This window comes from Bradyrhizobium sp. ORS 111 (genome assembly GCF_045571485.1).
GTDB lineage: Bacteria > Pseudomonadota > Alphaproteobacteria > Rhizobiales > Xanthobacteraceae > Bradyrhizobium.
Genome location: NZ_CP120701.1, coordinates 6,837,721 through 6,855,272, shown reverse-complemented (window position 1 = coordinate 6,855,272; position 17,552 = coordinate 6,837,721). Strand labels below are relative to the sequence as shown.

Below are 17,552 nucleotides of genomic sequence, written 5' to 3'. Positions count from 1 at the left end.
GCGGGAGCAGCCCCTCACCCCGACCCTCTCCCCGCAGGTGCGGGGAGAGGGAGAAGAAGCGTTACGCCGGTTGCAGCACAGACGTCGCCCGGCGTTCGATCTCGGCGTCGAGCCAGGTCGCGAGATCCTCGCTCACCTCGACCATCGGTAGCCGCACCTCGGGGCTGTCGATCAATCCCGCCCGCCACAGCCAGTGCTTGGCTGGCGCCGGGCTCGGCTCGGCGAACAGCAGCCGGGTCAGGCCGGCGACGCTCTGCCAAGCGGCTAGCGCCGCATCGCGGTTGCCCTGCTTCAGCAGCGTTCGGATCGAAGCGAAGGTGTTCGTTTCCAGATGCGCCGATAGCAAGATCGCGCCGTCGGCGCCATCGGAGAGCGCGTCGAATGTCTGTGCGTCCTCGCCGGTCAGCACGCGGAAGCCCGCCGGCCGGCGACTGAGGAAATCGATCGTCTGCGCGCGATCGGCGCAGCAATCCTTCATGCCGACGATGTTGGGATGCCCTGCGAGCGTCAGCAGCGTCTCGTTGGTCAGGTTCACCGCCGTGCGGTAGGGGATGTTGTAGAGCACGATGGGCGACGCCGTGTGGTCGGCGAGCGCGGTGAAGTGCTGCAACAGCCCGCGTTGCGATGGGCGCGTGTAGTACGGACTGGCGATCAGGTAGCCGCTGATCGGCCAGTCGGCGGTGTCGTCGAGTGCATCCTTCATCCGCGCGGTGCTGGCGCCGGACAGCCCGAGGCAGACCGGCAAATGGCGGGAGCTGGCGCTGAGCTCGGCGAGCACCACGCTGACCAGCCCTTCGAGCTCCTCCAGGCTGAGCGACATGCCTTCACCGGAGGTTGCACCGAGGATCAGGCCGTCGACCGGGCCGCTGGCGTAGTGCCGCACCAGGCGGCGCAACGACACAACGTCGAGCTCACCGTTGCGAAATGGCGTGATCAGGGGCAGCCAGAGTCCCTGCAGTTGTTGTTGTAGATCGGTCATGGTCCATCTCCTTGGGGGGAAGCCGGAGACGGGACCAACAAAAAACCCCGTCCAGGCGGCGGGGTTTCGGGATCGTTCAAATGCGAGTTGATCTTATCGCGCGCGATCTCGTGTCCCCGGAAGGGGAGCTTTTTTCGACGACAGGACGGCGCACGAAGTCGTGATCATGCAACAATGATGCTGCGCCGCGTGATTGTTGTCAATCCGCGTTGAACGTGACGGACGGCACATTTACCGGAGGTAGAGTGCACCGGGCGCGACGCACAGCACCGACATGACGCGCCGATGCAAAGAAAAAAAGCCGGGCTCGATAGAGCCCGGCTTGAGGTATTGGCCACGTGAGGCCGACACAATCACCTTCCAAGAGGGATTACTGAACTTCCGCGCCACTGGAGGAGGGGGACATATGCGCGACGCGAACGCTCAGCGTGCAAACACTATGATCCTCATCGGCACCATGCAGCAACCGTCGAGGTCGCATGTCAGACATGCGGAGACTTGGGGGGCCTGTCAGGACAGCGCGGAGCCCTATAATCAAAGCATATAAGGCCTGCTTAATCAGGATGGCCAGCGCTGCGCCTTGCTGACGACGAAGTCCCGGAACACCTGCACGCGCGCCACCGTCTTCAACTCTTCCGGATAGACGAAGTAGGTATCGAGCGCGATCGAGTCGGACTCGCCGAACAACTGCACGAGACGGCTGTCTTCTTCGACGAGATAGTCCGGCAGCGCGGCAATGCCGAGCCCCTGTTGGCAGGCACGCACCAACCCCAGGATGTTGTTGACCTTGAAGAAGGGCTCGCGCGGCCCGGAGCCGTTGCGCCCTGCATCGATCAGCCAACTGCGGTTCTGCAGGTGCGGCAGCACCTGGGCATCGCCGAGCATGATGATGCGGTGCTGGTCGAGATCGTCGAGCGTCCGCGGCGTGCCGAAGCGCTTGATATATTCCGGCGAGCAATAGGCGTGGAAGCCGATCGAGAACAGCTTGCGCTGGATCAGGTCCGGCTGAGTCGGCTTGCGGGTGCGGATCGCGACGTCGGCTTCGCGCATCGACAGATCGAGATCCTCGTCGGTGACGATCAGCGAGACCCGGATGTCCGGATAGAGCGCGGTGAATTCGTCGAGCCGCGGGATCAGCCAGTTGATGCCGAGTCCCTGTGGCGTCGTGATCTTGAGGTCGCCGCTCGGCCGCTCGCGGCTGTCGGTCAGCTTCGCGCGCGCCGCCTGCAACTGCATGAAGACGTCATGCGCGGTGCGGAAGAGCAAGTCGCCCTGCTCGGTGAGGATCAAACCGCGGGCGTGGCGGTGAAACAGTGAGACCGCCAACTCCTGCTCGAGCGCGCTGACCTGGCGGGAAACCGCCGATTGCGAAAGCCCAAGCTGTTCCCCCGCATGCGTGAAGCTGCCCGCTTCCGCCGCAGCATGAAAGACCTTCAGCTTGTCCCAGTCCATATCCGTAAATCCGTCGCGAGATCGTGCCATGATTATTCCGCCGCTGCGCGATCGCTCGCGCGAAGTGCCAGGAAGCGTTCTGCCTCGAGTGCCGCCATGCAGCCGAGGCCGGCGGCGGTGACCGCCTGCCGATAGGTTTCATCCGCCACGTCGCCCGCGGCGAACAGGCCGGGTACCGAGGTTGCCGTGGAGTTCGGCGCCACCTCGACATAGCCCGACGGTTTCAACTTGATCTGGCCCTTGACCAGCTCGGTCGCCGGTGCGTGGCCAATCGCGACGAAGACGCCGTCGGTGCGAAGCTCCGACAGCGCGCCGGTCTTGACGTTCTTCAGTCGCACATGCGTGACCTTGCCCGGGTCCTCGGACCCGCAGATCTCGTCGATGACGGAGTCCCACACCACGTTGATCTTGGGATGCTTGAATAGCCGTTCCTGCAGGATGCGCTCGGCGCGGAAATGATCGCGGCGATGCACGATGGTGACCTGGGAGGCGTGGTTGGTCAGGAACAGAGCCTCCTCGACCGCGGTGTTGCCGCCGCCGACCACCACGACCTCCTTGTTGCGATAAAAGAAGCCGTCGCAGGTCGCGCAGGCCGATACGCCGAACCCCTTGAATTTCTCTTCCGACGGAAGGCCGAGCCAGCGGGCCTGGGCGCCGGTGGCAAGCACCACGGTTTCGGCGAGATAGACGTCGCCGGAGTCGCAGGTCAGGCGGAACGGCCGCTGGCCGAGCTCGAGCTTGGTGACGAGATCGGTGACGATCTTGGTGCCGACATGGGCCGCCTGCTTCTCCATCTGTTCCATCAGCCAGGGGCCCTGGATGACGTCGGCAAAGCCCGGATAGTTCTCCACGTCGGTGGTAATGGTGAGCTGCCCGCCCGGCTGGATGCCTTGGATCAGCACGGGCTCAAGCATTGCGCGCGCTGCGTAGATCGCTGCGGTATATCCGGCGGGACCGGACCCGATGATGACGATCTTGGCATGGATAGGCGCGGGCATTAGCGGATCCCTCTCTTGTGGGGACTTTGGTCAGGACTTGTGTGGAAAGCGCCCCGGAAACACGCCGCGGCGGCGCAAAAGTGTCAAATCCAAGTCTATGATATCTGGTGAGCTATGCAAGAATTGCAATCCAAGGCGGCGAATTTTCCCCGGAACTGAAATCAAAATCGCGAAATCGTGCGCTGCCCGCGCAATAAAATTGCGCACCGCGCGCTGCCTGCGCTATGAGAGTTGCCGGCAGGTTTGCCGAGTCTTCCAAACCCTCAGGGAACCCAAGGGAACTGTAGTCGCGTGTCGAAGAACCTTGACGAGATCGACCTTAAAATCCTCGCCGAGATCCAGGCTGATGGCCGAATTACCAATGTGGAACTGGCCAAACGTGTCGGCATCTCGCCGCCGCCCTGCCTGCGCAGGGTGCGGGCGCTGGAGGAGGAAGGTTACATCCAGGGATACCGCGGACTGCTTGATCCCCGCCGCCTCGGGTTCGACGTTACGGTGTTCGCATCGGTGCATCTGTCGAGCCAGGCCGACGCCGATCTACGTGCCTTTGAGGACTTCGTGCGGTCCGAGCCGCTGGTCCGGGAATGCTGGATGTTGTCGGGCGAGGTCGATTTCATCCTCAAATGCGTCGCCCCCGACATGGCGACGTTCCAAGACTTCGTCACGCATCTGACGGCCGCGCCGCACGTGCGCAATGTCAGGACGTCGCTGGTGCTGCACAGTTCAAAATACGAAGCTGCTGTGCCGCTCGATCTCAAGGCCGCGGGCTGACGCAATCAAACATCGTCATTGACGCGACGCGACCAGGTATCCGCAGGAGCATCTGCGAGCGCGAAAGCAATCCAGCCTTCGCTCGTGGAAACATGGATTGCTTCGCTTCGGTCGCGACGCCTAAAGCGCGATGAGATTGGGTCGAATCGTTATCGCGCTTTAGCTCCTTGCTTGAGCATGATCTTTTCGGAAAGCCGCTTCACACTTTTCCGGATCATGCTCTAGCAGAGGTGAGCGGGGCCTACTTTCGACCCATCGCGCCGTCGACGCTGATCGGGCCCGCGCCTGCGGTCGCGAGATAGAGGCAAGCGAAGCAGAACAGAATGGCCGCGGTGCCGCCGTTGTTCAGCGGATGAAGCACCGGCTCGGCGGGATTCTTGAGCATGTGCCCGAGGAAGTAGGCGAACGCCATCTCACCGGAGAGGACGAAGGCGGCGATCCGCGAGAACAGGCCGATCATCAACAGGCCACCCAGGATCAACTCGATCGCGCCGGCCGTCATGATCAACGGCGGCGGATTGGCGAAATAGGCGAGCACGGGAATCTTGAAGATCTTGGCCATGCCATACTGAAACAGCAGCAGTCCGGTGATGAACCGGAACAGGCTGAGCACCGTCGGCTGCCACTTGGAGAACATCTGGTCCATTGTCACTTACCCCCTCTTCGATACACTGGAACATTGCACGAAGCGGAATACGGTGTCTGCCGCCACAACGCGATGTCAACACCCTGCGCCTGGGAATTATTCCTCGGCGTGGCCGACTGACGCGCCGCGTGCATGGCATGCAGCAGCGATCCGATCATCCGCCGCGACACCACGCGTGTGGCGTGATGCGATCGCCAGCACCGATCCCACATCGTCCGAAATGATTATACAGCATAATCATGTCGTGCCGTTGCGTAGTATGGATGGCGCCGCGCCTCTATTCACAAAGGCGTCAGACCGGCACGCGGGACGGGCCAAGAAAAAAGCCGCGCTGTGAACGCGGCTTCCTTGCACCAGTCACTTGCAGGTAACTATCGCCATTCGACCTTGGTGATCTCGTAGGCCTTGGCGCCGCCGGGCGCCATCACTTCCACGGTCGCGCCCTTCTTCTTGCCGATCAGCGCGCGTGCGAGCGGCGAGGTGATGGAGATGCGGCCTTTCTTGGCGTCGGCCTCGACCTCGCCGACGATCTGCCACACCGCTTTCTTCTCGGTGTCCTCGTCGACCAGCGTCACGGTGGCGCCGAACTTGATGGTGTCGCCGGAGAGCTTGGAGATATCGATGACGTCGGCGCGCGCGAGCTTGTCTTCGAGCTCGGCGATGCGGCCTTCGTTGTGCGACTGCTCTTCCTTGGCTGCGTGGTACTCCGCGTTCTCTGAGAGATCGCCGTGCGAGCGCGCCTCCGCGATGTGTTCGATGATGCGCGGACGATCTACCGATTGGCGATGCTTCAATTCGTCCGTCAGTGCGGCGTATCCACCCGCTGTCATCGGAACCTTTTCCATCATCTTCGTCCTTTTCCCGTGCGCGCATCCGAGGCGCACGAGATATCGAGTTCAGCTAACGCAGGAATCAGGGCGTAGGGAGTGCCCGGAAGCCCAGTGATTTTCGGCCCCGCTAAGGGCCGTGACAACATCCAATCGCGCGGTGAGTTCCAGCCATTCGGCTAATTGCTGACCGTTTCGGGCCTTCGGCCCGGGCAGGGTCAGCTCTCGGAAAAGTAACTCTGAAGCGTGCGGACCTCAAGGTCTCCGTCCCGATAGGCCCGGATCCCCCGTGCGGCTGCCACCGCGCCCGAAAGAGTGGTGTAATACGGTACTTTATGCAAGAGGGCAGCGCGCCGCAGCGAGCGGCTGTCAGCCAGCGCCTGCGGACCTTCGGTGGTATTGAAGACCAACTGGACGTCGCCATTGGTGATGGCGTCGACGATATGGGGGCGTCCCTCGAGCACCTTGTTCACCTTTTCCGTCGGCACGCCGTTGTCGCTGAGATAGCGCTGCGTCCCCGACGTCGCCATCACCTTGAAGCCGAGCGAGTGCAACAGCCGCACCGCATCCGCAATGCGCATCTTGTCGTCGCCGCGCACCGAGACGAACACCGTGCCTCGTCGCGGCACGCGCGTGCCGCCGCCGAGCTGGCTCTTCGCGAACGCGACCTCGAACGAGCGGTCGATGCCCATCACCTCGCCGGTCGAACGCATCTCCGGCCCGAGCACGGTATCGACGCCCGGGAAGCGTGCGAACGGGAACACCGATTCCTTCACGCCGACATGGTCGAGCTTCTTCTTCTTCAGCTTGAAGTCGGCGAGCTTCTCGCCGGCCATGATCCGCGCGGCGATCTTGGCAACCGGCGTGCCGATCACCTTGGCGACGAACGGCACCGTGCGCGATGCGCGCGGGTTGACCTCGAGCACGTAGATCTCGCCGTCCTTGATGGCGTATTGCACGTTCATCAGGCCGACCACGTCGAGGCCGAGCGCGAGCTCGCGGGTCTGCCGCTCCAGCTCGTCGATCGTCGCGGCGTCGAGCGAGTGCGGCGGCAGCGAGCAGGCGGAGTCGCCGGAGTGGATGCCGGCTTCCTCGATGTGCTCCATGATGCCGACGATGAAGACGTTCTTGCCGTCGCAGAGGCAATCGACGTCGACCTCGGTCGCATCGGACAAGTAGCGATCGAACAGCAGCGGGTTCTTGCCGAGCACGGTGTTGATCTGGCCGGTCTTGTCGTTCGGGTAGCGCGCCTTGACGTCGGCCGGCACGAGCTCGGGCAGCGTGCCGAGCAGATAGTCGCTGAGCTGGTTCTCCTCGCGGATGATCTGCATCGCGCGGCCGCCCAGCACGTAGGACGGGCGCACCACCAGCGGCAGGCCGAGATCGGTCGCAACGAGGCGCGCCTGCTCGACCGAATAGGCGATGCCGTTCTTCGGCTGCTTGAGGCGGAGCTTGTCGAGGATGCGCTTGAAGCGATCGCGGTCCTCCGCGAGATCGATCGCGTCGGGCGAGGTGCCGAGGATCGGCACTTCGGCGGCTTCCAGCGCGCGCGCAAGCTTCAGCGGGGTCTGGCCGCCGAACTGCACGATCACGCCATGCAGCGTACCGTTCTTGCGTTCGGTCGCGATGATCTCCAGCACGTCTTCGGCGGTCAGCGGCTCGAAGTACAGCCGATCGGCGGTGTCGTAGTCCGTCGACACCGTCTCCGGATTGCAGTTGACCATGATGGTTTCGTAGCCGGCGTCGGCGAGCGCGAAGCAGGCATGGCAGCAGCAATAGTCGAACTCGATGCCCTGGCCGATGCGGTTCGGCCCGCCGCCGAGGATGATCACCTTCTTCCGGTCGGACGGAGCGCTTTCGTCGGCCGCCGCCCCCGCGAATGGCGCTTCATAGGTCGAGTACATGTAGGCGGTGGGCGAAGCGAACTCGGCGGCGCAGGTGTCGATCCGCTTGTAGACGGGACGGATCCCGAGTGCATGGCGCCTCGCGGTCACCTCGGCCTCGGTGGTTTCGGTCAAAACCGCAAGCCGCGCATCGGAAAAGCCCATCGCCTTCAGCATGCGCATGCCGTAGCCGTTCGGCGGCAGGCCGTTCTTGCGGACCTTGTCCTCGATCTCGACGATGCCGCGCATCTCGGCGAGGAACCAGGGATCGATCTTGCAGGAATTGAAGATCTCCTCGTTCGACCAGCCGAGCCGCATCGCCTGCGCGACCTGCAGCAGGCGGTTCGGCGTCGGCGTGCCGAGCGCGGCGCGGATCGCGTTCTTGTCATCGCTGCGGCCGAGGCCCTCGATCTCGATCTCGTCGAGGCCGGTCAGCCCGGTCTCGAGCCCGCGCAGCGCCTTCTGCAGGCTTTCCTGGAACGTGCGGCCGATCGCCATCACCTCGCCGACGGACTTCATCGAGGTCGTCAGGGTGGAGGAGGCGCCGGGGAATTTCTCGAACGCGAAGCGCGGGATCTTGGTGACGACGTAGTCGATGGTCGGCTCGAACGAGGCGGGCGTGGCGCCGCCGGTGATGTCGTTGGCGATCTCGTCCAGCGTGTAGCCGATCGCGAGCTTCGCCGCGACCTTGGCGATCGGGAAGCCGGTGGCCTTGGAGGCCAGCGCCGAGGAGCGCGACACGCGCGGATTCATCTCGATCACGACCATGCGGCCGTCGTCCGGATTGATGCCGAACTGCACGTTGGAGCCGCCGGTCTCGACGCCGATCTCGCGCAGCACCGCGATCGATGCGTCGCGCATGATCTGGTATTCCTTGTCGGTGAGCGTCAGCGCCGGCGCCACCGTGATGGAGTCGCCGGTGTGCACGCCCATCGGATCGACGTTCTCGATCGAGCAGATGATGATGCAGTTGTCCTTCTTGTCGCGCACCACCTCCATCTCGTACTCTTTCCAGCCGAGCACGGATTCCTCGATCAGCACCTCGTTGGTCGGCGAGGCGTCGAGGCCGCGCTCGATGATGTCGAGATACTCTTCCTTGTTGTAGGCGATGCCGCCGCCGGTGCCGCCGAGCGTGAAGGAGGGGCGGATGATCGCAGGCAGGCCGATGTCGGACAGCGCCATCAGCGCTTCGGCAAGCGCCTGCTGCTGGTAGCGCTTGCGGCGCTCATTCTCGCCGGCATCCCATTGCCGCTCGAACTCCTCGAGCTCGGCGCCGGACAGCTTGGCGCGGTCGGCGAGGTATTGGTCGCGGTCGGATTTCTTGAGTGCCGAGGCGTTGGCGAGCCGCGACTTCGGCGTCTGCAGCCCGATCTTCTCCATGGCATTGCGAAATAGCTGCCGGTCCTCGGCTTTGTCGATCGCATCAGCAGTAGCGCCGATCATCTCGACGTCGAACTTCTCCAGCGTGCCCTGCTTGCGCAGCGACAGCGCGCAGTTCAGCGCGGTCTGGCCACCCATGGTCGGCAGCAGCGCGAAGCCGCCGGGAACGACATGGCGCTCCTTTTCGATGATCTTGGCGACGATTTCGGGGGTGATCGGCTCGATATAGGTCGCGTCCGCCAGCTCCGGGTCGGTCATGATCGTCGCCGGATTGGAATTGACCAGGACGATCCGATAGCCCTCTTCCCGCAGCGTCTTGCAGGCCTGCGTGCCGGAATAGTCGAATTCGCAGGCCTGGCCGATCACGATGGGACCGGCGCCGATGATCAGGATGGTGGAGATGTCGGTTCTTTTGGGCATCAGCTCTCGCGGACTGGAATCTGGGCACAAAAAAAGGGCGCGCGTTCCGCGCGTCCCTCGAGCCCTGCGCTACAGATTGTAGCACGGGAAGCGCGAACCCTCGCGCGCGGGTGGTCTTTAGACCAGTTTCCGCACCCGCGAAACCCCCAAAAACGCTGAATCAACCGCGATTCTGGGGGAAATTCCGCGTTCGACGGATGCCGGTGAGGGGCACTCGCGGAGCTGGGGTGGCTTGCCAGGGGCCCGGCTTCGGCCTGCGGGCTGCGCCGCGGCAGCCTTCGCTACAACAAGGCCTGCCGAGCCGAAGCTTGCGCCGCAAGCGAAGGCTGGAGGCCCGGCCTGGAGTTGAACCAGGATAAACAGTGATGCACCACTGCCGCGTCGACGCTTCCGCCACCGGGCCGAGCGGACCATTGCTGAATATTTCCGAGCGGGCTAGGAGTGTTTGCGGTTAACCCTAACGTCCGGTGCAACCTATGATCGGTGTTGCGCCACGAACGTCATTCGCCACGGATTGTGCCCAATGTTGCGCGGCGCGCGGGTGGCGCTGAAGCCGGCCTTATCGAGCTTGGTAATCATCTCGGCCTCGCCATAACGCTGCAGTCCGACCTTGTTGCGCAATTGCCGGTAGTCGGAGAGTGCGGTGCTGACCAGCCCGACCAGCGCATCGCGCAGGAAGCCGTGGGTCGCGCCGAAGTGCAGCAACGCCAGCACGTCCCTGATCATGCCGACCTCGGGCCGCAGGATGTCGCCGAGCACGAAGCGGCCCGACGGTTTCAGCAGGCGATGGATCACCTCGAACGCGGAATCCAGTTCTTGCGGCGTCATGTATTGCGCCACCGAGTTCATCACGACGAGGTCGAGCGAGTTCCCCTCCATCTGCTGGAGGTCGTCGAGCGAGCGCACGGAAATCTTGGCGTTGGGCGCAAAGCGCGACGCCAGCCTGCCGCGGACGCCAGGGGCGGGTTCGGCCAGATAGAGCCTGGCGCAGGCATCCGCGACCTTGGCCGCCGATAGCGCTTCGCCGCAGGCGTAGTCGAGCACGACCGCATCTGGCGATCTGATGTAGCCGATGATGTCGCGCGCGATGCCCTCAAAGTGCAAATCCCGGTGCAGCCTGCTTGCATAGATCGTATGCGTTGAATCGTAATAATCGATCCATTCATCCATCGCGTTTGGTATCCGGTGGAAACGGGTTCCCGGCGTTCAGGAACGGGTGGGGCAGATGATGCGTTAGCGGGCCGGCGGCGAATGATCAATGCGCCGAAATACGGGTTGCTAACAGGAAGGTCTAACGTGAGCAAAGCCAGGAACGACAACAAGCCCGACAGAATCTCCCCCGATCTCGACACGCCGACCGATCTTCCGCAGGTTGCGGTCGACAAGATTTCGGCCTCGCTCAACACGCTTCTGGCGGACGCCTTTGCGCTCTACCTGAAGACCAAGAATTTTCACTGGCATGTCAGCGGCCGGCATTTCCATGATTACCATCTGCTGCTGGACGAGCAGTCGGACGCGATCTTCGCCACCACAGACCAGCTTGCCGAACGGGTGCGCAAGCTCGGCGGCGTGACGCTGAAGTCGATCGGCGATGTCGCCAGGCATCAGACCATCAAGGACAATGATGAGCCCTATGTCCCGCCGCGCGAAATGCTGCGCGAACTGATGGAAGACAACAAGCATATCGCGGCCGCGATGCGCAAGGCGCACAAGCTCGCCGACGACCATGAGGATTCCGGCACCGCGGGCCTGCTCGAGACCTTCATCGACGAGACCGAGCGCCGCACCTGGTTCCTGTTCGAGGCAAGCCGTCAGGAAGGCAGCAACGCGGCCTAGCCGTTGCTCCGCTCACAATGACAGCGGTCAGCGCTTCCATAGCCGCACCAGCGGTCCATCCCGGCCCATCACCGGATCGGTCGCGGGCACCGCGACCAACGGAATCGTCTTTAGCGCCTTCGCGTGGTTTTCCGGCGTCGGCCTTGTGATCTGCATCGGCGGCCCCGGCGGGTAAGCGCCGACCACGCAGAAGTCGTCGCTGGCCGACAAGCACTGATGCCCGGTCCCGGCGGGCAGGATCGCAACGTCGCCGGCTGCGATCTCCAGCGCATGTCCGCGCTCGCCGCCGAACTGCACACGGGCGCTGCCGCGGGCAACGCCCAGCACCTCGTGTACGGTGGCGTGGTAATGCGTGTAGTCGTAGACGCCGTTCCGCCACATCGCGCCCCAGCCATTTTCGCCGAACAGGCGCTCGATCGTGGCTTCGGGATTCTTGCGGACGTCGACCACTCCCTTGTAGACGAGGAATGGCATCGGATTGTTTGGTACGAGGCCGTCATCTTCGAAGACGATGGTCTGCGGCTCGATCCCGGCTTTGACTGCGGACATGGCTCCTCCCGCGCGTGAGCAAGAGACTACGCGCGGATCAACCGGTTGTCAGTGCCTGTGTTCCTCTTACCTCAGGCCGTCCTGGGCAATTCAAGCACTGCGCAGGTGCTGAAGCCGGCACGATCAAGCGGTCAGATATTGCGAGATGTCGCTGACGGTCAGGCCGGTCAGGTCCTTAGCGATTTCCGCGACGATGCGTTTCTCGACTGCGGGGGAAAATGATCGGCGCAGGTCGGCGAGCGTCCGCGGCGGTGCCACGATGACAACGCGCTCCGCATGCGATTCCTGCACAAGGCGATCGAGGGCGCCGGCGATCGTCCGGGCGAACCGGCGCTTCTCGATGTCGTGCCAGTCGGTCTGCTCCATCGCGCTTCGGTTCGGCTCGATCGGGGAGAGCGCGCGCCCCGGCCTGTCCGCGCCTTGCTCACGGGTGGGCGGGTTCTCGTCTTCAAGAACCCGCTGGACTTTCAGGCGAGGCTCCGAGCCGGTCCCTTCATTGAGGAGGAAAAGTGCCTTGCGGCCGTCTCCGACAAAGACGACTGCGCGATGCGGCAACCTGATGTAGTGCTTTCTGTCGGGCATGAACCATTCGCGAGCTTGAGTTGTTCATCACGCCGTATCGGCGCGGTCGCGGACGATGCTTTCGGTTGATGCGCGCTCGACCGGCGCTGACATGCCGGACACCTCCTTTTGCTTTAGTGCTCGTTTGTTTTGCCTGATCCCGCGTCTGGCCCAACCTGTGGCACCATGATTGCCTCAGTCGTTGACAGCCATTGATGACGGTTGAGCCGCACGTCCATGCGCCAATGAACAAAACTCCTTGTTGGAGCCCCAGTTCCTCAGCAGGACAGAGCGGCGATGTGACGCGCTGGGTTCCGGTCTGGCGTTTTGCGGCGTTAGCCAAAAATGCACGCAAAAGTTGTGTTGTGCAATCGACTTTGTTTGCGCCGTCCTGCAGGCTGACATCAGAATCTGGTGTCACCGCGTCATGCCCTGGCTAGCGCGCCGCCGGCGCATGAAGGCCGCAAGATAAAGAGTCGCGCCCGGACAAGGTCCGGGCACGATACGCTTTTGGATGGACCGTCAGGTCATCCCCGATAAAACGGGGGACGGGCGTCCGCCTAGGCGGCGCGCTTGTTCTGCCGCATCAGGTCGGCGAAGCGCAGGAACAGGTAGTGCGAGTCGCGCGGGCCGGGCGAGGCCTCGGGGTGGTACTGCACCGAGAACACCGGCTTGCCCTCCAGCGCGATGCCGCAGTTGGAGCCGTCGAACAGCGAGACATGGGTTTGCGTCGCGCCAGCAGGCAGCGTCGCCTGGTCCACCGCAAAACCATGGTTCATCGAGGTGATCTCGACCTTGCCGGTGGTCTCGTCCTTGACCGGATGGTTGGCGCCATGATGGCCCTGATGCATCTTCATGGTCTTGGCGCCGACGGCCAGGCCAAGCATCTGATGGCCGAGGCAGATCCCGAACGTCGGCGTGCCCGACTCGATCACCTTCCGGATCACGGGCACGGCGTATTTGCCGGTCGCGGCCGGATCGCCGGGGCCGTTCGACAGGAACACGCCGTCCGGCTGCATCGCCAGAATATCCTCGGCCGGAGTCGTCGCCGGCACCACGGTGACCTTGCAGCCGACGCCCGCGAGCAACCGCAGGATGTTGCGCTTGATGCCGTAGTCGATCGCGACCACGTTGAATTCGGGCGTGGTCTGCCGGCCAAATCCCTTGCCCCACACCCAGGGCGTCTCATCCCAGGTGAAGCGCTGGCCGGAGGTGACCATCGGCACCAGGTCCATGCCTTCGAGGCCGGGCCATTCGCGCGCCTCTTCCTTCAGGGCGTGCAGGTCGAACTCGCCGGTCTTCGAATGCGCGATCACGGCATTCGGCATCCCCTTGGAGCGGATCAGCGCCGTCAGTGCGCGGGTATCGATGCCGGACAGGCCGATGATGCCGCGCGCCTTCAACCATTGGTCGAGGTGACGGGTGGCGCGGTAGTTTGAGGGATCGGTGATCGCCGTCCGCAGGATAACGCCGCGCGCGCCCGGCGTCGCCGCCATGTTCACCGTCTCGATGTCGTCCTCGTTGGTGCCGACATTGCCGATATGCGGGAAGGTGAAGGTGATGATCTGCCCGGCATAGGACGGATCGGTCAGGATCTCCTCATAGCCGGTCATCGCGGTGTTGAAGCAGACCTCGCCGACGGCGTGGCCTTCCGCGCCGAGGCCAAAGCCTTCCAGCACGGTGCCATCGGCAAGCACTAGGAGCGCGGTCGGTTTGTGGTCCGGCCAGGCGGGAGCGTTTTGGGATGTTGTCATGAGCCCTTTAAATAGACGTCGCACCTTGCTCCGTCAAAGCGAAAGGGCGCGGATTCACACCGCCTTGCCAGCCGATTTGACAGGCCAGAACGGCCTTTTAATCTAAAGTTCCTCCCCGCAGGCGGTTTGCTTGCCGAAAATGACCCGGTCCGGAGCTCCCATGGACAACACGATGCCGATCCTGCTCGTCCCCGGGCTCGTCTCGTCGCCCCGGATCTTCGCCCCCGTGATCCCGGCGCTCTGGCGGTTCGGGCCAGTCACGGTCGCCAACCACATTCGCGACGACAATATGGGTGCGATCGCCCGCCGGATCCTCGCCGAGGCGCCGCCGCGCTTTGCGCTCGCCGGGCACTCGATGGGCGGCTACATCGCCTTCGAGATCATGCGCCAGGCACCGGAGCGTGTCGCAAGGCTGGCGCTGATCAACACCCAGGCGAGGCCCGACACGCCGGAGGCGAGCGCGCGCCGTCGCGGCATGATGGAGCGCGCCAGGAGCGGGCACTATCCAGCGGTGCTGGACGAGCTGTTTCCCGGCTTCGTCCATCCGTCGCGGCGCGACGATGCAAGCCTGCGCCAGCTCGTCCGCGACATGGGCGAGGACGTCGGCGTCGCCGCATTCCTTCGCCAGCAGACGGCGGTGATCAGCCGGCCCGACTCGCGACCGACGCTTGCCTGGATCAAGTGCCCGACGCTGGTGCTTTCGGGTGACGAGGACAACACCATCCCGAATGCGCTGTCGTCGGAAATGGCAGCCGGCATTCCCGGCGCGAAGCTCGTGATCCTGGAAAATTGCGGACACCTGCCGCAGCCTGAGCAGCCGCAAGCATGCGCGAACGCGCTGGTCGAATGGCTGAGGAACTAACGCGTCTGCACGCGAAGGAGACCCCGGTTCGCGAGAGGAAAACGCGTCAAATGAGAGTTGTTCTGTCGTTGCAAACTTCCTACATGAAGGAATTGCCACTTCAAGGACACCAAGATGCTGCGTGACGACATCAACAATGCGGTCAAGGAGGCGATGAAGGCGAAGGACGAGCGCAAGCTCTCCACGCTGCGCATGGTCAATTCGACCATCAAGAACGCCGATATCGACGCGCGTGGGCAGGGCAAGCCGCCACTTTCCGATACTGAGCTGCTGAGCCTGCTGCAGAAGATGATCAAGCAGCGCCAGGAATCGGTCGAGCTCTATGACAAGGGTGGCCGTGCCGAGCTCGCCGCCCAGGAGCGCGCGGAGATCGCCGTGATCTCCGCCTATCTGCCGAAGCAGATGTCCGAGGACGAGGTGAAGGCCGCGATCTCTGCCATCATCGCCGAGACCGGTGCCGCCGGGGTCAAGGACATGGGCAAGGTGATTGGCGCCCTGAAAGCGAAATACGCCGGCCAGATGGATTTCGCCAAGGCCAGCGGTCTCGTGAAGGCCGCGCTCGCGGGCTGATGCCGTAGCCCGGAGCAGCCAACGGCTCGCGCGACTACGCGCCCGCCCGATGATGGGCTCCGTGCGACTCGGGACCTATAACCACAGGCTGCGGTTGCAGGGCGACGCTGGGGGCCGCAGCGAAACTCCACACGCAAAGCTGTGGTTATGGGTCCCTGCTTTCGCAGCGACGGCAGAGTACAGGACAACTGCGTCGCAAAACCTCACGTCGGCATCGGGATGCCCAGCTCCTTCAGCGCCGCCAGCATGCGCTGCGGTGGCTGCATCGGGATCACCATGGCCTGACCGGTCTCCAACAGGCTCTTCAGGCTGGAGAGGATCGCCGGCCAGCCGGCCCGGCCGCCCGAGAGGATGTCGTCGCTGATCGGACGGTCGTGCGACTGCAGCAGCGTCAGTTTCACGCCATCGCCGGCGGGCTCGATCTCGTAGGTGACGAGGGTCGGCCCGAGCTTTTCGGTGAGTTGCGGCCAGTTAACATTGAAGGTCACGGTCAGCCGCCGCAACGGATCGCATTCGACCACCTCGCCGGAGATGTGCAGCGCGCCGTCGGGCGTGCGGACGACGTAGGCGCCGCCGACTCTCAGGTCGACTTCGACCGCATGGCCGGAAAAGTATTTCCGGCTGAACTCGGCCTGGGTCAGCGCCTGCCACAGCTTTTCCGGCGTGGACGCGATGTAGATCGTGTAGACGATCGCTGGCTTGAACTTGTCGATGTTCATGTCGGTGCGCACCCTGCGATAGATCTTCATTGTCACTCGAAGCCTTCGATCCCGAGCGCCCGCGGCGGAATCGGCGACAGCTTGCCCCTTTCGAGCAGGCTCTTGAGCCCGGACAGGATCGCGGGCCAGCCCTTGGAGATGCCGTCAAAGAGCTTGCTGCCGGCGCCGAAGCCCTCATGCGTCACCGTCAGCTTGACGACCTTGTCGAACGGTTCGAGCGTGAAGACGACCTTGGTCGCCGGCTCCTTCCGCATCTCCTCGTCGAGCTCGTGCTTGAATGTGTAGGCGAGGCGCCGCGGCCGGTCGGCCACCAGGATCTCGCCAGTATCGGTGGTCTTGCCGTCCATCACCAGCGCCAGCGGCGAGCCGACCTTCCAATCGGACTTCAGCTCGGTGCCGAACCAGTATTGCTGTGTGAACTCGCTCTTGGTCAACGCGTCCCACAGCTTCTCCGGCGTGGTCTCGATATAGGTGACGTAGACGAATTCAGGCTTGGGCATTGCGTGCCTCCTTCGTTCCGCTCGCCAGCAGCTCGGCCGGCAACTCGCGTCCGGTCTCCAGGAAGCTCTTCAGGCTGGCGATGACCATTGGCCAGCCGCCGGAGATCTCGCGCAGCGTCTTCGGACCGAGATTGTCGTGCGTCACGGTCAGCTTGACGACCGCGCCGCGTGGTTCGATGTCGAAAGCCACGCGCGAGATCTGCTCGCGCTCGACGCCTTCCTTCACGACGTCCCAACTATAAGCGAGCTTGTTCGGCGGGTCTGAGATCAACACCTCGCCCCGCACGCTGGGCTTACCGTCCTTGGTGAAATGATAGGGCGAGCCGGCCTTCCAGTCGGAAGTGACGCGATAGCCGAACCAGTAGCGTTCGGTGAAGTCGCTGTCGGTCAGCGCATGCCACAGTTTTTCCGCCGTGGTCTCGATGTAGGTGACGTAGACGAATTCCGGCTTACTCATCACGCTTCTCCAATTGCCGTTTCAATTCGCTGAGCGCTGTGAGCTTTCCGCGCTCGAACTTGCTGATCCACCGTTCGCCGATCTGATGGATCGGAACCGGGTTGAGATAGTGCAGCTTCTCGCGGCCGTGCTTGATCGTGCTGACCAGGCTCGCCTCTTCGAGAATCACAAGGTGCTTCGTTACGGCCTGACGTGTCATGTCGAGGCCGTCGCAGAGTTCGTTGAGGGTTTGTCCGTTTCGAGCATGAAGCCGGTCCAGCAGCGTTCGCCGTGAGGCATCCGCCAGCGCTTTGAAGACTTCATCCATGGGACGGATAATAGGCAACCAAATGGTTGCATGTCAAGAGCGTGTGTTTGGACCGTTGGTCGCGCGTGTTATCGTGGCGTC

The 17,552-nt window shown here is 63.4% G+C and carries 18 protein-coding genes; 4 read left to right on the top strand and 14 right to left on the bottom strand.

From position 1 onward, the window contains the following. Positions 1 to 61 precede the first annotated feature (61 nt). The 3 genes from P6U30_RS31535 to trxB all read right to left on the bottom strand — a co-directional run bounded on the left by P6U30_RS31535 (position 62) and on the right by trxB (position 3,429). Positions 62 to 979, bottom strand: coding sequence for a 4-hydroxy-tetrahydrodipicolinate synthase family protein (locus tag P6U30_RS31535; RefSeq protein WP_407166660.1), 918 nt, complete (start codon positions 977 to 979; stop codon positions 62 to 64). Positions 980 to 1,537: 558 nt separating this feature from the next. Continuing rightward, positions 1,538 to 2,461, bottom strand: a complete 924-nt coding sequence (locus tag P6U30_RS31530; RefSeq protein ID WP_280975898.1) for a LysR family transcriptional regulator — start codon at positions 2,459 to 2,461, stop codon at positions 1,538 to 1,540. Between the two features lie 2 nt (positions 2,462 to 2,463). Further along, entirely contained in the window at positions 2,464 to 3,429 is a 966-nt protein-coding gene (trxB, locus tag P6U30_RS31525) for a thioredoxin-disulfide reductase (protein ID WP_407166659.1), read from the bottom strand. A 291-nt stretch (positions 3,430 to 3,720) separates the two neighbouring features. On the opposite strand from trxB, the gene P6U30_RS31520 reads away from it, so the two are divergent. Next, a complete protein-coding gene (locus tag P6U30_RS31520) occupies positions 3,721 to 4,200 on the top strand; it encodes an Lrp/AsnC family transcriptional regulator (RefSeq protein ID WP_407166658.1) in 480 nt (159 codons plus the stop codon). A gap of 241 nt (positions 4,201 to 4,441) precedes the next feature. On the opposite strand, the gene P6U30_RS31515 is transcribed toward P6U30_RS31520, so the two are convergent. From P6U30_RS31515 to P6U30_RS31500, 4 genes are all read right to left on the bottom strand, one after another. Further along, positions 4,442 to 4,846, bottom strand: coding sequence for a DoxX family protein (locus tag P6U30_RS31515; protein ID WP_407170584.1), 405 nt, complete (start codon positions 4,844 to 4,846; stop codon positions 4,442 to 4,444). A 371-nt stretch (positions 4,847 to 5,217) separates the two neighbouring features. Then, entirely contained in the window at positions 5,218 to 5,691 is a 474-nt protein-coding gene (gene greA, locus P6U30_RS31510) for a transcription elongation factor GreA (protein WP_407148389.1), read from the bottom strand. A 200-nt stretch (positions 5,692 to 5,891) separates the two neighbouring features. Continuing rightward, a complete protein-coding gene (gene carB / locus P6U30_RS31505; protein ID WP_407166657.1) occupies positions 5,892 to 9,356 on the bottom strand; it encodes a carbamoyl-phosphate synthase large subunit in 3,465 nt (1,154 codons plus the stop codon). Positions 9,357 to 9,830: 474 nt separating this feature from the next. Further along, positions 9,831 to 10,526 carry a class I SAM-dependent methyltransferase gene (locus tag P6U30_RS31500; RefSeq protein ID WP_407166656.1) on the bottom strand — a complete coding sequence of 232 codons (696 nt, stop codon included), beginning with the start codon at positions 10,524 to 10,526 and terminating at the stop codon, positions 9,831 to 9,833. Between the two features lie 126 nt (positions 10,527 to 10,652). On the opposite strand from P6U30_RS31500, the gene P6U30_RS31495 reads away from it, so the two are divergent. Further along, positions 10,653 to 11,192, top strand: coding sequence for a Dps family protein (locus P6U30_RS31495; RefSeq protein ID WP_407166655.1), 540 nt, complete (start codon positions 10,653 to 10,655; stop codon positions 11,190 to 11,192). Between the two features lie 27 nt (positions 11,193 to 11,219). Here the strand turns inward: P6U30_RS31495 and P6U30_RS31490 are convergent, their stop codons facing one another. The 3 genes from P6U30_RS31490 to carA form a co-directional block, all read right to left on the bottom strand. Next, positions 11,220 to 11,741, bottom strand: a complete 522-nt coding sequence (locus tag P6U30_RS31490; RefSeq protein WP_407166654.1) for a hypothetical protein — start codon at positions 11,739 to 11,741, stop codon at positions 11,220 to 11,222. A 123-nt stretch (positions 11,742 to 11,864) separates the two neighbouring features. Next, a complete protein-coding gene (locus tag P6U30_RS31485; protein WP_407166653.1) occupies positions 11,865 to 12,296 on the bottom strand; it encodes a host attachment protein in 432 nt (143 codons plus the stop codon). Between the two features lie 566 nt (positions 12,297 to 12,862). Continuing rightward, positions 12,863 to 14,056, bottom strand: a complete 1,194-nt coding sequence (gene carA, locus P6U30_RS31480) for a glutamine-hydrolyzing carbamoyl-phosphate synthase small subunit (RefSeq protein ID WP_407166652.1) — start codon at positions 14,054 to 14,056, stop codon at positions 12,863 to 12,865. 160 nt (positions 14,057 to 14,216) lie between these two features. On the opposite strand from carA, the gene P6U30_RS31475 reads away from it, so the two are divergent. Both P6U30_RS31475 and P6U30_RS31470 read left to right on the top strand, forming a co-directional pair. Further along, positions 14,217 to 14,918, top strand: coding sequence for an alpha/beta fold hydrolase (locus P6U30_RS31475; RefSeq protein ID WP_407166651.1), 702 nt, complete (start codon positions 14,217 to 14,219; stop codon positions 14,916 to 14,918). A gap of 114 nt (positions 14,919 to 15,032) precedes the next feature. Beyond that, the gene (locus P6U30_RS31470; RefSeq protein WP_407166650.1) at positions 15,033 to 15,488 is read left to right on the top strand and encodes a GatB/YqeY domain-containing protein; all 456 of its coding nucleotides are present in this window, start codon (positions 15,033 to 15,035) and stop codon (positions 15,486 to 15,488) included. A gap of 203 nt (positions 15,489 to 15,691) precedes the next feature. Here P6U30_RS31470 and P6U30_RS31465 read toward each other — a convergent pair whose 3' ends face one another. Genes P6U30_RS31465 through P6U30_RS31450 form a run of 4 tightly spaced genes read right to left on the bottom strand, consistent with a single transcriptional unit; the run spans position 15,692 to position 17,471 of the window. Beyond that, positions 15,692 to 16,207 carry an SRPBCC family protein gene (locus P6U30_RS31465; RefSeq protein WP_407170583.1) on the bottom strand — a complete coding sequence of 172 codons (516 nt, stop codon included), beginning with the start codon at positions 16,205 to 16,207 and terminating at the stop codon, positions 15,692 to 15,694. Between the two features lie 32 nt (positions 16,208 to 16,239). Then, positions 16,240 to 16,707, bottom strand: a complete 468-nt coding sequence (locus P6U30_RS31460) for an SRPBCC family protein (RefSeq protein WP_407166649.1) — start codon at positions 16,705 to 16,707, stop codon at positions 16,240 to 16,242. Next, positions 16,694 to 17,164, bottom strand: coding sequence for an SRPBCC family protein (locus P6U30_RS31455; protein ID WP_407166648.1), 471 nt, complete (start codon positions 17,162 to 17,164; stop codon positions 16,694 to 16,696). Before P6U30_RS31455 ends, P6U30_RS31460 begins: the two co-directional genes overlap by 14 nt. After that, complete coding sequence (locus P6U30_RS31450) at positions 17,157 to 17,471, bottom strand: ArsR/SmtB family transcription factor (protein WP_407166647.1); 315 nt, start codon at positions 17,469 to 17,471, stop codon at positions 17,157 to 17,159. Before P6U30_RS31450 ends, P6U30_RS31455 begins: the two co-directional genes overlap by 8 nt. Positions 17,472 to 17,552 lie beyond the last annotated feature (81 nt).